Annotated in this window: 18 protein-coding genes; 12 read left to right on the top strand and 6 right to left on the bottom strand. The window is 58.4% G+C overall.

Features of this window, described 5'->3' with window-relative positions:
* Positions 1-35: 35 nt before the first annotated feature.
* The 6 genes from ACMTA2_RS24080 to ACMTA2_RS24055 form a co-directional block, all read right to left on the bottom strand.
* Positions 36-1184 (bottom strand): MFS transporter, encoded by a 1149-nt coding sequence (locus tag ACMTA2_RS24080; protein WP_413795712.1) that lies wholly within the window; start codon positions 1182-1184, stop codon positions 36-38.
* A 77-nt stretch (positions 1185-1261) separates the two neighbouring features.
* A complete protein-coding gene (locus ACMTA2_RS24075) occupies positions 1262-1864 on the bottom strand; it encodes a DUF1349 domain-containing protein (protein WP_413792075.1) in 603 nt (200 codons plus the stop codon).
* Positions 1865-1869: 5 nt separating this feature from the next.
* Positions 1870-2523: an HAD family hydrolase gene (locus ACMTA2_RS24070; RefSeq protein WP_413792074.1), complete on the bottom strand. Its 654-nt coding sequence runs from the start codon at positions 2521-2523 to the stop codon at positions 1870-1872.
* The gene (locus tag ACMTA2_RS24065) at positions 2523-3197 is read right to left on the bottom strand and encodes a dihydrofolate reductase family protein (RefSeq protein ID WP_413792073.1); all 675 of its coding nucleotides are present in this window, start codon (positions 3195-3197) and stop codon (positions 2523-2525) included. The genes ACMTA2_RS24070 and ACMTA2_RS24065 overlap by 1 nt, the downstream gene beginning before the upstream one ends.
* 30 nt (positions 3198-3227) lie before the next feature.
* Positions 3228-4256 (bottom strand): alcohol dehydrogenase catalytic domain-containing protein, encoded by a 1029-nt coding sequence (locus ACMTA2_RS24060; protein ID WP_413792072.1) that lies wholly within the window; start codon positions 4254-4256, stop codon positions 3228-3230.
* A gap of 308 nt (positions 4257-4564) precedes the next feature.
* Entirely contained in the window at positions 4565-5434 is an 870-nt protein-coding gene (locus ACMTA2_RS24055; protein ID WP_413792071.1) for a response regulator transcription factor, read from the bottom strand.
* A 298-nt stretch (positions 5435-5732) separates the two neighbouring features.
* Between ACMTA2_RS24055 and ACMTA2_RS24050 the strand changes: the two genes are divergently transcribed.
* From ACMTA2_RS24050 to ACMTA2_RS23995, 12 genes are all read left to right on the top strand, one after another.
* The gene (locus ACMTA2_RS24050) at positions 5733-5930 is read left to right on the top strand and encodes a Flp family type IVb pilin (protein WP_092255763.1); all 198 of its coding nucleotides are present in this window, start codon (positions 5733-5735) and stop codon (positions 5928-5930) included.
* A gap of 150 nt (positions 5931-6080) precedes the next feature.
* On the top strand, positions 6081-6275 hold the full coding sequence (locus ACMTA2_RS24045; RefSeq protein WP_413792070.1) for a Flp family type IVb pilin: 195 nt from the start codon (positions 6081-6083) through the stop codon (positions 6273-6275).
* Between the two features lie 26 nt (positions 6276-6301).
* The gene (locus ACMTA2_RS24040; RefSeq protein ID WP_413792069.1) at positions 6302-6832 is read left to right on the top strand and encodes an A24 family peptidase; all 531 of its coding nucleotides are present in this window, start codon (positions 6302-6304) and stop codon (positions 6830-6832) included.
* A 2-nt stretch (positions 6833-6834) separates the two neighbouring features.
* Complete coding sequence (locus ACMTA2_RS24035; RefSeq protein WP_413792068.1) at positions 6835-8163, top strand: DUF8689 domain-containing protein; 1329 nt, start codon at positions 6835-6837, stop codon at positions 8161-8163.
* A 15-nt stretch (positions 8164-8178) separates the two neighbouring features.
* Positions 8179-8994 carry a Flp pilus assembly protein CpaB gene (gene cpaB, locus ACMTA2_RS24030; protein WP_072345784.1) on the top strand — a complete coding sequence of 272 codons (816 nt, stop codon included), beginning with the start codon at positions 8179-8181 and terminating at the stop codon, positions 8992-8994.
* Positions 8995-9062: 68 nt separating this feature from the next.
* A complete protein-coding gene (locus ACMTA2_RS24025) occupies positions 9063-10379 on the top strand; it encodes a TadE/TadG family type IV pilus assembly protein (protein WP_413792067.1) in 1317 nt (438 codons plus the stop codon).
* Between the two features lie 8 nt (positions 10380-10387).
* On the top strand, positions 10388-10867 hold the full coding sequence (locus ACMTA2_RS24020) for a TadE/TadG family type IV pilus assembly protein (RefSeq protein WP_072345788.1): 480 nt from the start codon (positions 10388-10390) through the stop codon (positions 10865-10867).
* Complete coding sequence (locus tag ACMTA2_RS24015) at positions 10867-11361, top strand: TadE family protein (RefSeq protein ID WP_413792066.1); 495 nt, start codon at positions 10867-10869, stop codon at positions 11359-11361. Before ACMTA2_RS24020 ends, ACMTA2_RS24015 begins: the two co-directional genes overlap by 1 nt.
* Complete coding sequence (locus tag ACMTA2_RS24010) at positions 11355-12575, top strand: AAA family ATPase (protein WP_072345792.1); 1221 nt, start codon at positions 11355-11357, stop codon at positions 12573-12575. Before ACMTA2_RS24015 ends, ACMTA2_RS24010 begins: the two co-directional genes overlap by 7 nt.
* Positions 12576-12578: 3 nt before the next feature.
* Positions 12579-14021 carry a TadA family conjugal transfer-associated ATPase gene (locus tag ACMTA2_RS24005; protein WP_413792065.1) on the top strand — a complete coding sequence of 481 codons (1443 nt, stop codon included), beginning with the start codon at positions 12579-12581 and terminating at the stop codon, positions 14019-14021.
* Positions 14018-15004: a type II secretion system F family protein gene (locus ACMTA2_RS24000; protein ID WP_413792064.1), complete on the top strand. Its 987-nt coding sequence runs from the start codon at positions 14018-14020 to the stop codon at positions 15002-15004. The genes ACMTA2_RS24005 and ACMTA2_RS24000 overlap by 4 nt, the downstream gene beginning before the upstream one ends.
* Positions 15005-15031: 27 nt before the next feature.
* On the top strand, positions 15032-15997 hold the full coding sequence (locus ACMTA2_RS23995) for a type II secretion system F family protein (protein WP_413792063.1): 966 nt from the start codon (positions 15032-15034) through the stop codon (positions 15995-15997).
* Positions 15998-16182: the final 185 nt, after the last annotated feature.

Here is a 16182-nt window from a genome sequence, read left to right as displayed (position 1 = left end):
AGCTACGAGGCTCTCCCCGGCCATTGGCATCCGGACTAAATCCGGGGAACACCTGCACAAGGGTAGGGATGCTTGCGTGACCAACGAGACATCCATACGAGTAATAGCATCATGGCTGCGGGGCAGAGCGTGACGGCCAGTAAACCGGTGTGCAAATCCGAGTGCGCTGAAATAATCCCTACCAGCCATGGGATCAGACTGCACCCAGCATTACCGGAGGCGGTCAGTACAGAAAACATGGTTGCTCCACCTTGAGGGTACGCATCTGCAGTAATGGCAAGCATTGTTGGCCATAGGCAACTGCCTGAGAACCCTGCGGCGATGGCAGCGGTTAACGCCATCGCAGGGCTGGGGGCGAAGCTGATCACAAAAAACAGGAGGACGGTAACGGCACAGCATCCCAGCATCAGTGAAATGGCGGGTATCCGATCTTGCAGCAGGGCGGCGGCAATGCGCCCGAGTGCCATGCCAACGGAAAAACCGGCGAGCACAAAGCCACCCACCTCTTTCGAATAACCCAATCCTTGCTCAGCGAAAGCGGGTAGCCATTGGGACAGTCCCGTTTCCGTTGCCCCACCCAGGAAGATAGCGATCATGCAGGCGATGAAATAAGGCTGCTTGATAAGCGCGGGCATGGATTCACGCTGCACGTGCTCCTGTACCAAGGGCGGTAACGTTAATCGTGTAAACAATAGAAAGGTTGCCAGCGGCGCGATGATCAAACCCAGGGCAACCAGGCGCCAGGAAATATCCCATTTCAACGCGATGCTTGCGATCAACACCGCACTTACAGCCCCGATGCAGAAATACGAATGCAGCCAGTTCATGGCGGCGCTTCGGCGTTCGGGTTGCAAGGCTGCGACAATGGGGCTGAGGATCATATCCAGCACACCTGCACCAAACCCCATTACGGCAACAGCGAGCAGCAGAAAGGTATAAGACGGTGCAAAGGCCACAAGGCCCAAGCCGAATAAAGTGGTCATCAGCCCAGAGAGAATAATCAGCCTGGCGTCCCCTCTGTCTGCCAGTGGTCCAGTGATCAGAATTGCCATTATAAAACTGAGGAACATGACTGCGGGAATTCGCCCAAGTTGTTCCTTTGTCAGCCCGGACGAAGGGCCAAACGCATCACTGAACGTGGTCAGGTAGACCGGTAGAAAGTTGAGTGCCATGGCCAAGCACATCATGGCTGCATAGCAAGCATAAAGCGCATGGCGATTAGGGGTAGGAGGAGAGAGCATTATGTATATGACTCTTGAGATTAGAAACGAGGGGCGCCGTGCTCTTTCCAGCAGCATTCAGTCCATTCGATCTGCGAGAAGTGCGCGGCGAAAGAGGAGTCGCCCGGGCTACTGGCAAAGAATCCGAATTGAACCAGTTCTTCTGCATGAAACATGTGAAACATGCGCATCATGCTGAAATCCGTCCCGTCAACCGAGTTTTCAAGGAGGAAGTCGCTGCCTCTTCGGCTCAAACGGTAGTACATGGTTTGGGTGATACGATCGAAATTGACCATGGACCAGTCCGAAAAACCATTGTTGGTCACGACCGAGAACAGTTGTTGGAAGCCATTGCTCTGATATTCGATGCCGCTTTTCATCCAGTTGTTTTTATCCTGATAGATAAACAGGCCACATTGGTCGAAGTAAGCGCTTGAGGCAAAAGATACTTTTGCTTTCAATGTCCAGTATTGTTCCTTGCTTGCAGACACAATGGCCGGCGCATTGTCATACTCCAGGCCGTAATAGGTACCTCGCCAGAAATCAGTGTCGGGTGTGGTGTGGATAATTATTTCGTGGTCGCTGATGGATGATCGCTCTGGTGCGTTAATCCAGGTCCAGTCTGAAATATTCAGTGTTTTCATGTTTTTTACTGCCCGAAAAACCAATGGCTTATTTCGCTATGCTGGTGAACACATAAGTCCGCCGCGCTCAGGTTCTGCTGCCCTGAATGGGGATTGAGCAAGCCAATACAAAACATGTTGGCGGCCTTTGCCGCCGCCACGCCATGGGTAGAGTCTTCAACCACCACACAGGACGAGGGTGGGACCCCCAGGCGTTTGGCAGCCATGAGAAAAATCTCGGGATCGGGTTTGCTATGTTTAACGTCATCGCCACAAACTATTTCGTTGAAAAAAGACCGTAGCCCAGCGCTACGCAAAATAAGCTCAACGAGTTCTTGAGCAGAGGAAGAGGCGACTGCACAGGGTATTCCTGCTTTTTTTAAAGTGCCGAGAAGTTGTGTCACACCAGGCAGGGGGGGCAGGGGCTCTGCATTCAACGCATCCACCAACCGCTGATGATGCTCCGCTATAAGGCAATCCAGAGACTGTGCAAGCCTGTATTCAGTTTTGATGGCGCTCCACATAAAATGCTGCGTAGTTCCTACAAAGCGCGACAGTTCTGCTTCATCAAGTATCACGCCGTAGCGCGCATAGGAGTCTCTTTCTTGTTTCATATGGACCGGTTCACTATCAACCAGGACGCCATCCATATCAAAAATGAACCCTTGGATAGCCAGCATCAATGCGCACGCTGCTGTTTAGGGGTGCGCTTGAAATGCAAGAAGTTATAATGCGACCGCGCTTCAAATTCATGCAGTTTGAATGACTTTGTCATCTCGATGTCCTGGAATCCCTCACCGTCTATGAGTGTGGTAGTGTCTGAGCCGCCAATGATGATAGGCAATTGCATAAGCATGATTTCGTCGACTAGATCAAGATTGAATACCTGCCAGTTCAGGTGGCCACCCCCTTCGACCATGATGTGATTTATTCCGCGAGCTTCGAGCATCGGGAAGAGCTGTTTGAAGTCGACTCGTGCGGTTCCTGCAAAAAGGACCTCTTTACCATGTGCGCGGATTTGCTCGACCATCTCGTGGTCACGTGCCTCTTCTGTCGTTGCGATGATAGTGTGTTCGGGAGAGCTCAAGATTTTCGCAGAGGCTGGAAAGTTAAGCGATGTCGTAGGAATGATACGCACAGGATTACGACCGGACTCATACCGATTGGTCAATTGAGGGTCGTCTGTGATAATCGTATTACGCCCGACCATTATGGCATCTACTTCGCCGCGAAATTTATGGATAAAGCGCATGTCTTCATCGTCGAAATGCTGAAAAAGCGGTTTGCTGGATGCTTCATTGCCGAGCGTGAGTTTACCGTCAATGGAGACTTGACTAAAAACAGTAACTTTCATAGGGGGTCCATATTGGAATGTTTGTGAAATTTAGCGTGACAGATATTTTGGGTTTGGTGTGAAAACGCTTTTTATCGCGGGTGCAGATGGATCGTTCAATAAGCTATCGAACGCTGCTGAATACGCTTCAAGGGGATAACGATGCGTGACTAGTTTTCCAAGTTCAGGAAGTCTATGGGCCATGCGCAGCGCTTGTGGAAAGTGCTGATTGTACTCGCCGGCAGCAATGATGCTGATGGCATTGACCAGGAAATGCTTTACAGGAAGTGAGTATTTATAGTTTCCGTTAAATCCGAACAGGACAATCCTGCCGCCTCGACAAACCCTATTGGCGGCTGTCTCGAGTTGATTGCCAACGGTGTCTATGACAACATCAAATTGTTCTTGATCATGCCGGCTGGGTTCAAGTTCGTCGGGAGGCACAATATCCAAACCTAACGATCGCCCGAATTCAATTCGAAAGGTATTCAAATCGGTTGCGCATGTCTGGACACCCATGGCACGCAACAGTATTTGTGCAACCAGGCTCATTGGACCCGATCCTAGAAGCAGCACACGCTCTCCCGCTTTAATGGAGGCTTTATCGATATTGTTCAAAATACACGCTACGGGTTCAATCAGGACGGCTGTTTCCCAGCTCATATCGTCTGGGAGGCCGTGTACGAAACGCTCCTGTGTTATGAAGCGCTCTGCAAATGTACCGTGCTCGTTGACGCCAGCGATGTTCAGGCCGGCATTTGAGCCACCTGTACACAGATGGGTTTTAGCTGAATTACAGTGTTCACAGTTGCCGCAATACTCGTTGGGGTCGACAACTACACGCATACCTTTACGCAGGCGTGTTACACCTGGCCCTACGTTGACAACGATGCCGACTGCTTCGTGACCACGAACGATGCCTATTTGCCCCTCTTCACGCCCTGCTAGTACAGCCAGATCTGTTCCGCAAATACCGGACAGTACAATTTCTATCTCTACACCATCAAAGGGGAGCGTTTCGAGATTGTCTTGATCCACCAGGCTTAACTTTTGTGCGCCTACTAAACTGATTGCCTTCATATACCCATCAGCACTCTATTTGATTTTTTCTGAAGCATCCAAGTAGAGGGTTTGCTCCTGCTGTATCTGGAACGGTCTGCGGAGGTTGAGCCCGTTTCACCAGATCGGCATTATGCAAGGGTGACAGAGTTGGCTTCAGTCAAAAAAGAATTACGGATGAATACATGATGATTCATGTTGTTTCAGTCGGACGTCCCATGCGTAGTAAATGTTGGCTGTGTGTTGTTTTTTTAAGTTGGCAGTGCGCGAATATTATTATTTAGACACAAGTTGAGAAGGCAAGAGATCAATGGGTGTGAAAAGCCGTTTCAGCCCTCAAGGCTGTGCACCAGGTTTTCAATCGCTTCCAGAGCCGCCTCATCCGGAGGTGGTGGTGTAGGGTTTGCGCTGCGCATCTGGTACGCAAGCCGGTACTCACTGGGGGTGCAACTGGCGTATTGCTTGAAGGCGCGAGCGAAGTAGGACGGGTCCTTGAAGCCTGCCTCGTAGCCGATGCTGGTGATGGGCATCTGGCTGTTATCGAGCAGTTCCTTGGCAAAGCTCATGCGTTTGTTCAGCACGTAGTCGGTGAAGCCGAGCCCGTTGGCTTCCTTGAACACCCGGCTGAAGCGAAATGTGGTCATGCCGCAGCGCTTGGCCAGATCGCGTTGATCGATGCTTTCGCGAAAATGCTGGTCGATGTACAGCATGATGTGGCTGAGGGCCTGGTGCTTCTGGTGCCCGGAGGTCAGGCGAATGCTGTCCGGCAGGGTCGGGGAGTGGTCGATCTGCGAGGTCTTTCCCCGGCCATTGGCATTGCGGCGCAGCTCGCACAGTTGCGTCACGGCCGTGAGGTAGCGTTTTCGCTCGACGGCTGACAAGGGCAGCACCATGTATTCCCAGACGCTGGAGCGCATGGCCCACACCGCCAGTTCTTCGGAGTGCTGCACGGTGAACATGGTGATGGGGATGGTCGGAACGGTTCGCTTGATCTCCAGCAGGCGCCGCAAGCCTGGTGTGTCCGGGCGATCGAAGTGGATGCAGATCATGTCGACCTGTTCCCCGCTGGGCAGCATGGCATTTTTTGCCAGCGTGCAGTCGCACGTGTCCTGAAACTGGGAGGCGAGTTCCTTGGTGGACCGATCGTGAGTCAGATCGAACCATAACAGCTTTGGTTTTTCAGTCAGACTTGGCGCCATAGGACGACTACCCAGAGGTTCTTCCTGCCCTTTAGCTAGCAGTATTGTCACTGTGCTATCACTTCGCCGAATAAATTTTTATAAAAGTCCGCTGCTTTAGCGCCACCCCTCGTCATGGGGCGCCCGTTCGTGCGGTCGCGGGGCTGGGTTTTCCGTCCCGGGGCCTCCCCATCCGGCGCAAAAAAATCCTAGCGATGTGCAAAATCCTCCTAACGGCAACGACCACCTGCTGACTAGGGTTGCATCAGGCAGTTCGCAATGTACTGCCCCTGATAAACAACCCGATGAGGTGTGCGAAATGACTCTTCAAACAATCAAGGCTTCGGTGCTGAAGTTCGCCAAAGATGAAGATGGCCTGACCATCGTGGAATACGCCGTGGCCGGTGGGTTGATCACCGTATTGGTGGCCGCGGCGTTTGTGCTTCTGGGCGGGGCCGTGAATACCAAGATCCGTGCACTGTGCCAGGCAGTCAACGGCAACGTGGCCTGCACGTAAGCAAGCACATGCCTGGGGACACGGTAACTATCAAGGAATAACGCTTGCGACTCTTTTGCAGTGAGTACAACGAATCAATCAAATGGACTTCGCGCTGTCCCCTCCAACCAAGTTCATAACAGTACTTCTTCCGCGCGTGAGGTTCATGAAATGACTCTCCAGACAATAAAAACTTCGATCAGCAAGTTCGCCAAAGATGAAGACGGCCTGACCATCGTTGAATACGCGGTGGCGGGTGGCTTGATCACGGTGTTGGTAGCGGCGGCATTCGTCCTTCTGGGCGGCGCCGTGGACACCAAGATCCGGGCGCTGTGCCAAGTCGTCAATAGCAACGTCGCCTGCTAACGAAAATCACCCTAAGGAGACGCATCATGTCCATGGAACTGCTGGTGTCGACGGTACTGCTGCTAGGACTGCTGGGTGTGGCGGTGGTGAGCGATCTGCGTCGCCACCGCATCCCCAATACGCTGGTCCTGTTGGGCCTTGCCTTGGGGTTGGCCGGCCAGGTTTATACCGGTGGGATCGGTGGCCTGGGTGACAGCCTGTTGGGCATGCTGATCTGTTTCGGGTTGTTCCTGCCCATGTATGCGGTCGGTGGCATGGCCGCCGGTGACGTTAAGCTGATGACCATGGTCGGCAGCTTCCTGCCTTTTCATTACGCACTGTGGGCGGCCCTGTTCAGCCTGATCGCCGGCGGTGTATGCGGTTTCCTGATCGTCCTGGCCCGCGGCCAACTGCTCCAGACCCTGGGACGCTACTGGTTGATTGTGCGAGCCCAGTCCTATCTGGCGCCGACTTCCGATGAAGTGGCCGGCAAACCCTTTCCTTATTCGATCGCGATCCTGATCGGCACCTTGAACAGCGTCTACTGGCAATTGGTTGCCGGCGGCTGGGGAGTCTAGTCATGCACGTCATCAATGATAGCGATGCCTATCCCAGCGAACGGGAAGCGGTCCAACGCCTGGCGCCACAACCCTGCACCATTCGCGACACCGGCCTGACCGACAGCTTTCTCGGTGAATTGGTGTGCAAGCATCTGCACGATGGCGGCGTGCTGGACATGTCGCGGCTGGTGGAGCGCCTGGCCCTGACCGGCGCGGTGCTGGAGGAAGTGCTGGCGTTCCTGCGCAAGGACGGTCGCGTCGAAGTGCTGGGCCAGTTGGGGCAGACCGGCGTGCAGACGCTGCGCTATGGCCTGACCGAGCGCGGCCGCAGTTCGGCCCGTGATGCCCTGGCCCGCAGTGGCTATATCGGCGCGGCGCCGTTCCCGGTGAGCACGTATCGCTCGCTGATCAAGATCCAGACCATCCATCACGGTCGCATTACCGCCAAGGACATGAACCAGGCCTTGGCCGGCCTGGTGCTGAGCCAGGGCATGCTCGACCAGTTGGGCGTGGCCTTGAATTCCGGACGGGCAATCATGATCTACGGCCCGGCAGGCACCGGCAAGACCTACGTCAGCAGCCGGCTGATCCGGTTGTTTGCCGAAGCCATCTGGGTGCCCCACGCGATTGTCATCAACGAGTCGGTGATCGAGATCTACGACCCGCAGGTGCACCAGCGCCTGGACGATAATGGCCAATCCAACAGCCTGATGCTCAACGAAGGCATTGATCGTCGACTGCTGTGCTGCAAACGCCCGATCGTCATCACTGGCGGCGAGCTGAACATGGAGCAGTTGGATGTTCGCTACGACCCGTTCACCCGGCAATACCAGGCGGCGTTGCAGCTCAAGGCCAGCAACGGCCTGTTCATCATCGATGACATGGGCCGCCAGCGCATGGCCCCGGCCGAGTTGCTCAATCGCTGGATCGTGCCCATGGAGGAAAAACGCGACTTCATCAACCTCGGTGGCGGTCGGCATTGCGAACTGCCATTCGACCTGGTGCTGGTGTTTTCCACCAACCTCAATCCCCTCGAACTGGCCGACGAGGCCTTCCTGCGGCGCATTGGCTACAAGGTGCAGTTCGGTTACCTCAAACCCGAGGAATACGAACAGATCTGGCGCCAGGAGTGCGAACGCCTGGGCATCCCGTATGACCCGCTGTTGGTGCGCTATGTCCTGCAGCGACTGTATGCCGGCGAAGGCATGCCGCTGGTGCCTTGCCATCCCCGTGACCTGTTGAACATGGCGCTTGACCGCCAGCGCTACCTGGGCGGTTCCGGACCCCTGTCGCCGCAAGAGCTGGAATGGGCCTGGCACAACTACTTCGTTCAGCTCGACTTCCTTTGATCTGGAGATACCGACATGAGCTCTCGTACGCTTCCCCTGATAGGCGTTTCCCTGGTAATGGGCCTTGGTGCCGCATGGATGGCTGACTCCTGGCTGAGCGCACGACTCAACGCGACCCCTGATGATCATTTGCGAAGCGTGGTGGTCGCCACGGTGGAAATCCCCTTCGGGCAAATGGTCGAGGCCCAGCAGGTCACGACCGTGCGCATGCCCATGGACACGATCCCGGACGACGCCTTCGATTCCAGCGAGCAGGCCGTGGGCAAGATCGCCACCTTCGACATCCTGCGCGGCGACATCGTGCGGGGCGCGCGGCTGAGTGAGCACCTGGGTGGCAGCACCCTGGCTTCGCTGATCGCACCGGACAAACGCGCCATTTCGGTACGTGTGGATGATGTGGTCGGCGTGGGTGGCTTCCTCTTGCCGGGCAACCGGGTCGATGTCTTGGCGACCAAGACCACCAGTGCCGGCAGCAATAGCGCGACGTCCCGGACCCTCCTGGAAAACCTGCGGGTGCTGGCCGTGGACCAGACGGCGGGCACCGACAAGACCCAACCGGTGGTGGTGCGGGCCGTGACCCTGGAAATGTCCGCCACCGAAGCGGAATTGCTGGTCACTGCACAGACCGAGGGCAAGTTGCAATTGGCCTTGCGCAACCCCTTGAACCTGGAGAAGAAGGCTGTGGCCGTTGCGCCGCCAGCCCCTGCGCCGGTCATGGCGGTGGCGGCAGCCCCAGTGCCAAAACCTGTGGTGCAGCGCAGTGCCAAGCCGCAAGGCGGGGCGATCACGTTGATCCGTGGGATTGAAAGCAGCGTGATCAATGTCCGCTGAGTGACACCTCCATGCCAGGCCCTTGCGGCCCTGGCCATGCCGATCCTCAAACGTTGTATGAGGGCTCGATGATGAATGCCAATATCCGGCGCCAGGGAGGGGCGGTGAGTGTACTGATGGTGATCGCCCTGGTGGCGATTTCCATGATGGCGGCGTTGGCCCTCGATGGCGGGCACATGCTGCTGAACAAGACGCGCCTGCAAAATGCGGTGGATGCCGCGGCCCTGGGTGGCGCCAAGACCCTGAGCCAGGTGAGTGGCAGCATCAACATGGCCAGCACCACCCGTGCGGCGGCCCTGGACACGCTCAACAGAAACGCCAACGCCGCCGGCAACACCGAACTGGCGACCGCCGTCGCCGGCAACCCAGGTGCGTTTGCCGTGGTGGAATTGTCCAGCAGTGTCTACGGCCCGTTCTCCTATCCAGGGCCTTCCGATGCCAAATACGTACGAGTGTCGGTGTCCAGCTATCAGTTGAGCGGGTTCTTCTGGAGTTTCGTGCAAACGATGGGCAGTGCCGGCTTGGGCGCCAAGCGCGTGGCGGCGATTGCAACCGCAGGTCCCAGCCCCACTTCTCCTTGTGACATGGCGCCCCTGATGGTCTGCGGCGACCCTGCTCAATACGACCCTGGCGCCGGCAACTTCTGGAGCTATCGCTTTGGCGACCTGGTGGTCTTGAAGACAGCGGCGGGGAATACCTCGCCGATCGGGCCGGGCAACTTCCAACTGCTTGATTTCGGCTCGGGCGGCAGTTCGGTCCGTGAGGATCTGGCGGGTGGCGGCGCGGTCTGCCGCACGGTGGGGGACAATGTCCAGACTTCGCCGGGTAACACCGTCGGTCCCGCGTCCCAGGGTTTGAACACACGCTTTGGCATCTACAACGGTCCGGTCAGCGCATCCGACTATCCGCCGGACCTGGTGACGACTTCGAGCTCACCGGCGATGACTTACAACGACACGCTCGCGCGGCCGCAATACAAAGGGCAGCCCGTCACCTCCAATGGTGGCGATCTCTCGGCGGGCGGCGAGGCGATACAGGACTACAACGACTGGCGGACCCAGGTCGCCGCCTGTGTGGCGGGAAGCGGCAGTGGCTGCCAAAGCAACGGGGTCTTCGAGCGCCGGATGCTGAAAATCGTGATCGGCAACTGCACCGGCAAACAAGGGGGCTCGACTTCGATTCCTGTGCTGGGGTTCGGCTGCTATTTCGTCGTGCAGCCCATGAACGGCGGTGGTACCCAGGCGCAGATATTCGGCCAGTTCGTCCATGAATGCGAGGGTGACAACGTCCCCGGCCCGACGCCCTACAACGACGCCGGCCCGCAGATCATCCAGCTCTACAAAACCTATCTCGACAGCAGCGGCACTCCGAGCACCGACTCGTAGGAGGCGTCATGAGACTTGCCCGATTCAAGCCACCGCAAGCCCAGCAAGGCGTGGCGCTGGTGGAGTTCACTCTGGTGCTGCCGTTGCTGCTGTTGTTGCTGCTGGCCTTCGGCGAGTTCGGTCGCATGCTCTACCAGTACAACGTGCTGTTGCAGGCCAGTCGCGATGCCGACCGCTTCGTCGCCAGCCAGGCGTGGAACTCCACCCTCGGCGCCGTCGCCTTGGGTAGCACGCTCCTGACCCAAACGAAGAACGTTGCGGTGTATGGCGTGCCCAGCGCTACCGGAACCGCCGTGGTGTCCGGGTTGACCACGGCTAACGTGCAGGTCGCCGCCGTGGGCGTCGATCATGTGCGCGTCACCATTACCTACACCTTCTGCCCGGTGATTGGTGCGGGCAGCTGCAATGGATCGATCCCCGGTTTTTTTGGCAACGCCATTCCGCTGGGCATCCAGTTGGTGGCGACCACTGTCATGAGGGCGCTCTGATGAACAATAAGCACATGCGCGGCACTTACGTCGTGGAGTTCGCCTTCGTTGGGCTGTTGGTGTTTACCCTGCTGTTCGGTGTGGTGGAGATGGGCCGGTTGTATTTCACCGTCAACGCCCTGGATGAAGCCGCGCGGCGCGGTGCGCGGCTGGCCGCGGTGTGCAATATCAGCGACCCGGTGGTGTTGCGTCGAGCCATCTTCAACGCGGCGACGGATTCAGGCTCCAGTCAACTGATCAGTAACCTGACGACCTCGAACCTGGCGTTGACCTACCTGGACGTCAACGGTGCCGTGGTGGCAAACCCCGCCGACACGTCCGGCGTCACAGGATTTCGTGCCATCCGCTACGTCCAGTTGAGCGTACAGAACTTCGTGTTCAACCTGTTCATTCCCGGACTGGGCGTGCCCATTACCTTGCCCGCCTTCAGGGCAACCTTGCCACGCGAAAGCCTTGGGCGTCATACCGATTCAGGGGAGATCACACCATGCTGAATACTCGGGAAACTCCGCTTGTGAGCACCACCGGCAAGGCCGGGCTGCGGCTGCTGATCAGCAGCCGCGACGCCACATCGCTGCGCGATTTGCAATGTGTCTGCCAGCGCATGCCCGGCCTTGAGGTGAGCACGCGCCTGGTGAGCAACGGGCACGTCGATCCACTCTATGGTCTGGACCGCATGCCCGACCTGCTGTTGCTGCGCGTCAGCCACCTGTGGCGCGAAGAATTGTCAGCCTTGCTGCAACGTCCGGCCCATGAACGCCCCCCCATGTTGGTGTGCGGTCTGCTGAGTGAGCAGGAGAGCATGCGCCTGGCCATGCAGGCCGGTGCTCGCGACGTGCTGCCCGAACCCATTGCAGATACCGAATTGGTGGCGGCGTTGAATCGCCTGGTCGCGGATGTGCGCCTGGGCAGTGGCAACGAAGGCAAGCTGGTTGCCGTGATCAGCGCCAAGGGCGGCTCCGGTGGAACCCTGGTGGCATGCAACCTGGCCCAGCAGCTCAGCGCCCGGGCAGGCAATACCTTGCTGCTGGACATGGACCTGCAATTTGGCAGCGTGACCCATTACCTGGACGTGGCGCAGTCCCACAGCCATCTGGAAGTGCTGCAGCAGATCGATGACATGGACAGCGTCGCGCTGCGGGGTTTTTGCAGCCACTTCAGCCCGACCCTGCATGTACTGGGTGGCCGGGCTGGCGAATTGTGCCTGCCCCAGGACGCCCAACCGGAACAGCTTGACGCCCTGCTGCAACTTGCCCGCGCCAGTTATGACTGGGTGGTGGTGGACCTGCCGCGGCAGATCGATCACCTCACCGGCTCGGTGCTGGAGCAGGTGGACCGGGTGTACGTGGTGGTGCAGCAGAGCGTCAGCCACCTGCGCGATGCCAGCGCCCTGGTGCGGATCCTGCGTGAAGACCTGGGCGTGCGCGGGGATCAGTTGCAGATCGTGGTCAACCGCTATGACAAATCCGCCGCCGTCAGCCTCAAGGACATCGGCGAGGCCCTGCGTTGCACGAACCTGTCGAAATTGCCCAATGACTTCAACCTGGTCAGCCAGAGTCAGAACACTGGTGTGCCGTTGGGGCTGCATGCGCCGAAGGCGGCTATTACCGCCGCCCTGCGCGATTTGACCGAAGACCTGGTCGGTCACCAGATGGCCACCGACAAGGGCCTGCTTAAACGTGCCTTCAACCGTTTTTTCGGGGGATGACCCATGATCAGCGACTTTCGTAACCGCTTGCGCAAACAGCCCGCCAAACCTGGCGCTTCAGTGGGCTCCCAGCCCGGCGCCGGCCTGCCTGACCCGACAGACGCCTTGATGGCCTGGGAGCAGGCCATCCCGGACGTGCTGTATGAGACCCGCAGCCAGGTCACGCCGGTGGAGGCCGAGTGGCGGGAAAAGATCTACCAGCAACTGCTCAAGGTCATGGACCTGTCGTTGCTCGATGCCCTTGAACAAGTCGAGGCCGCGCGGCAGATCCGCGATATCTGCCAGCGTCTGCTCGAGGAACATTCGGCACCGGTGAGTACCGTCAGCCGGCAGTTGATCATCAAGCAGATCACCGATGAAGTGCTCGGCCTCGGGCCACTGGAACCGCTGTTGGCCGACCATAGCGTATCGGACATCCTGGTCAACGGGTTTGCCTCGGTTTATGTCGAGCGCTTCGGCAAGTTGCAACGCACCGACGTGCGTTTTCGCGACGACCAGCATTTGCTGAACATCATCGACCGCATCGTTTCCAGCCTGGGTCGCCGTATCGACGAGTCCTCGCCCTTGGTGGACGCCCGGCTCAAGGACGGTTCGCGGGTCAACGCGATCATTCCACCGCTGGCTATCGACGGTCCGAGCATGTCGATCCGGCGTTTCGCCGTGGACCTGCTCAACACCGAGAGCCTGATCCAGGTCGGCACCATGACCCCGGCCATTGCCTTGCTGCTCAAGGCCATCGTTCGCGGGCGCCTGAACGTGCTGATCTCCGGCGGGACCGGCAGCGGCAAGACCACCATGCTCAACGTGCTGTCGAGTTTCATTCCCCATAACGAACGCATCGTCACCATTGAGGATTCGGCCGAGTTGCAACTGCAGCAACCTCACGTGGTACGCCTGGAAACCCGGCCGTCGAACATCGAGGGGCGCGGCGAGGTGAGCCAGCGGGAGTTGGTGCGCAACAGCCTGCGGATGCGTCCGGACCGCATTGTCATTGGCGAGGTGCGTGGCGCCGAGGCGATGGACATGCTCACGGCGATGAACACCGGCCACGACGGTTCGCTGACCACCATTCACGCCAACACGGCACGGGATGCGTTGGGGCGAGTCGAGAACATGGTGTCGATGACCGGGGCGACGTTTCCGATCAAGGCCATGCGTCAACAAATTGCCTCGGCCATCGATGTGGTGATCCAACTGGAGCGTCAAGAAGACGGCAAGCGGCGTGTGGTGAGCATGCAAGAGATCAACGGGATGGAAGGGGAGGTCATCACCATGACCGAAATTTTCTCCTTCGTGCGCCAGGGCATGGGTGAACATGGCGAGGTGCTTGGGGAATATCGGCCCAGTGGCATGATCCCGGCGTTCCGCGATGTGTTGGCCAAGCGCGGCATCGAGTTGCCGCTGACCTTGTTTCGCCCTGAGTGGATGGAGGGCCGGACATCATGAACAGTATCCCCAGTGAATTCATCCTGATGTTCCTTGGCATGGTATTCATCGCCGTGTTCTTGTTGTCCCAGGGCGTGGTGGTGCCGGTGTTCGGCGAGGCCGGCAAAATGCGCAAGCGCATTCGCGGGCGCCTGCATGTGCTGGAGAAGGCCAACCACTTACCCAACATGCAGACCGTGCTTCGGCAGAAGTACCTGACTCGCCTCTCACCCCTGGAAGCCCGGTTGGAGCAGTTGCCGTTCATGGCCAACCTGACGCAATTGATCGAGCAGTCCGGTCATGAATACCGGGCCTATCGGGTCATGTTGCTGGGGCTGGTCCTGGGGGTGGCGGCCGGTGCCCTGGTGTTGATGGTCTCGCCCGTCTGGTGGATGGCGCTGCTGACGGCCTTTGCAGTGACCTGGGTGCCGGTATTGAAAATCCTGCGTGACCGCAACAAGCGTTTCGCCGCGTTCGAGGAAGGTTTGCCGGATGCGCTGGACGCCATGTGCCGGGCCTTGCGCGCCGGGCACCCGTTCAACGAAACCCTGCGCCTGGTCGCCGAGGAGCACAAGGGACCGGTCGCCCAGGAATTCGGCATGACCTTTTCCGACATCAACTATGGCAACGACGTGCGCCGGGCCATGCTCGGCCTGCTGGAGCGGATGCCGAGCATGACGGTGATGATGCTGGTGACTTCGATCCTCATCCACCGCGAGACCGGCGGCAACCTGACCGAAGTGCTGGAGCGCTTGAGTCGGTTGATACGCGGGCGTTTCCGGTTCCAGCGCAAGATCAAGACGTTGTCGGCGGAAGGGCGCATGTCGGCCTGGGTGCTGGTGGCGATCCCGTTCGTGCTGGCGATCGCCATCGTGCTCACCAGCCCCAGCTACATGCCGGTGCTGATCAATGACCCTATAGGGCACAAGCTGATCATCGGCGCGTTCTGCGCCATGTTGATCGGGATTTTCTGGATAAGGAAGATCATCCGGATCCAGGTTTAAGCGCTGTTGCGCCGAGAGGTTTCAGTCATGGACTTTTTGCTCGGATTATTGAGTCGGTTTACCGGCAACGAAGAGCTGGCACGCCTGTTGTTCGTCACCGTGGTCGGCGTCAGTACGGTGCTGGCGGTCGTCGCGCTCATGCTATTGATGTTGGGCTTGCAGGATCCGGTGCAGCGGCGCTTGGCGCTGATCAAGCGCGGTTACGCTGGCAACACTGTGGGGCAGGGGGCGCCCAGTAACCTGCAGCTCTTGCTGGAACGGGTCGGCCAGCGCTTTGCCTCCACCGACCAGGCCCACACGTCCGCCACCCAGACCTTGCTGACCCATGCCGGTTACCGCTCTGCCTCGGCGGTGCAGATGTATTGGGCGGTGCGCCTGATGTTGCCGCTGCTGCTGGTCGGCGTTGCGTTGTTGCTGCTGCCGATGGTCAAGGTTTCAGTGGCCATTGGTCTGCTGGCGATCACCCTCATCGCGGGAATCGGTTGGTTGCTGCCGGCGATCTACGTCGGTAAACGCAAGCAGGCGCGCCAAGGCCGGCTGCGCGCCGCGTTCCCGGATGCGCTGGACCTGATGGTGGTTTGCGTCGAATCGGGCCTGGCCCTGCCCACGACGATCGAGCGGGTGGCTGAAGAGATGTCGGTCAGCCAGGTTGAACTGGCCGAGGAACTGGCGCTGGTCAATGCGCAGATCCGCGCGGGCATCACCAGCACCGAGGCCCTCAAGCAACTGGCCGTGCGCACCGGTCTGGAGGATATCCAGGGCCTGGTCAGCCTGTTGGCGCAAAGTATCCGCTTCGGCACCAGCGTGGCCGATACCCTGCGGATCTACGCCGATGAGTTTCGCGACCGGCGTACCCAGGCTGCGGAAGAAATGGGGGCCAAGATTGGCACCAAGCTGATCTTCCCGTTGATCTTCTGCCTGTGGCCGAGCTTTTTCCTGGTTGCCATTGGTCCGGCCATGATTGGTGTGTTCAGGGCCTTCGGGAATATGTAGATTCCCCGTGCCCTGCCGCAAGTCCAATGTGGGAGCGAGCCTGCTCGCGATAGTGGTTTGACAGTCAATGACGGTGTTGAATGTCAGTCCGCCATCGCGAGCAAGCTCGCTCCCACAAATGATCCTGGGTGTTCATGAGTCTTGTGTTCAGCACAGTCCCATTGTGGGAGCTTGCTCGCGATAGC

Source organism: Pseudomonas medicaginis (genome assembly GCF_965119365.1).
Lineage (GTDB): Bacteria > Pseudomonadota > Gammaproteobacteria > Pseudomonadales > Pseudomonadaceae > Aquipseudomonas.
This window is presented reverse-complemented; position numbering and strand designations above follow the sequence as displayed.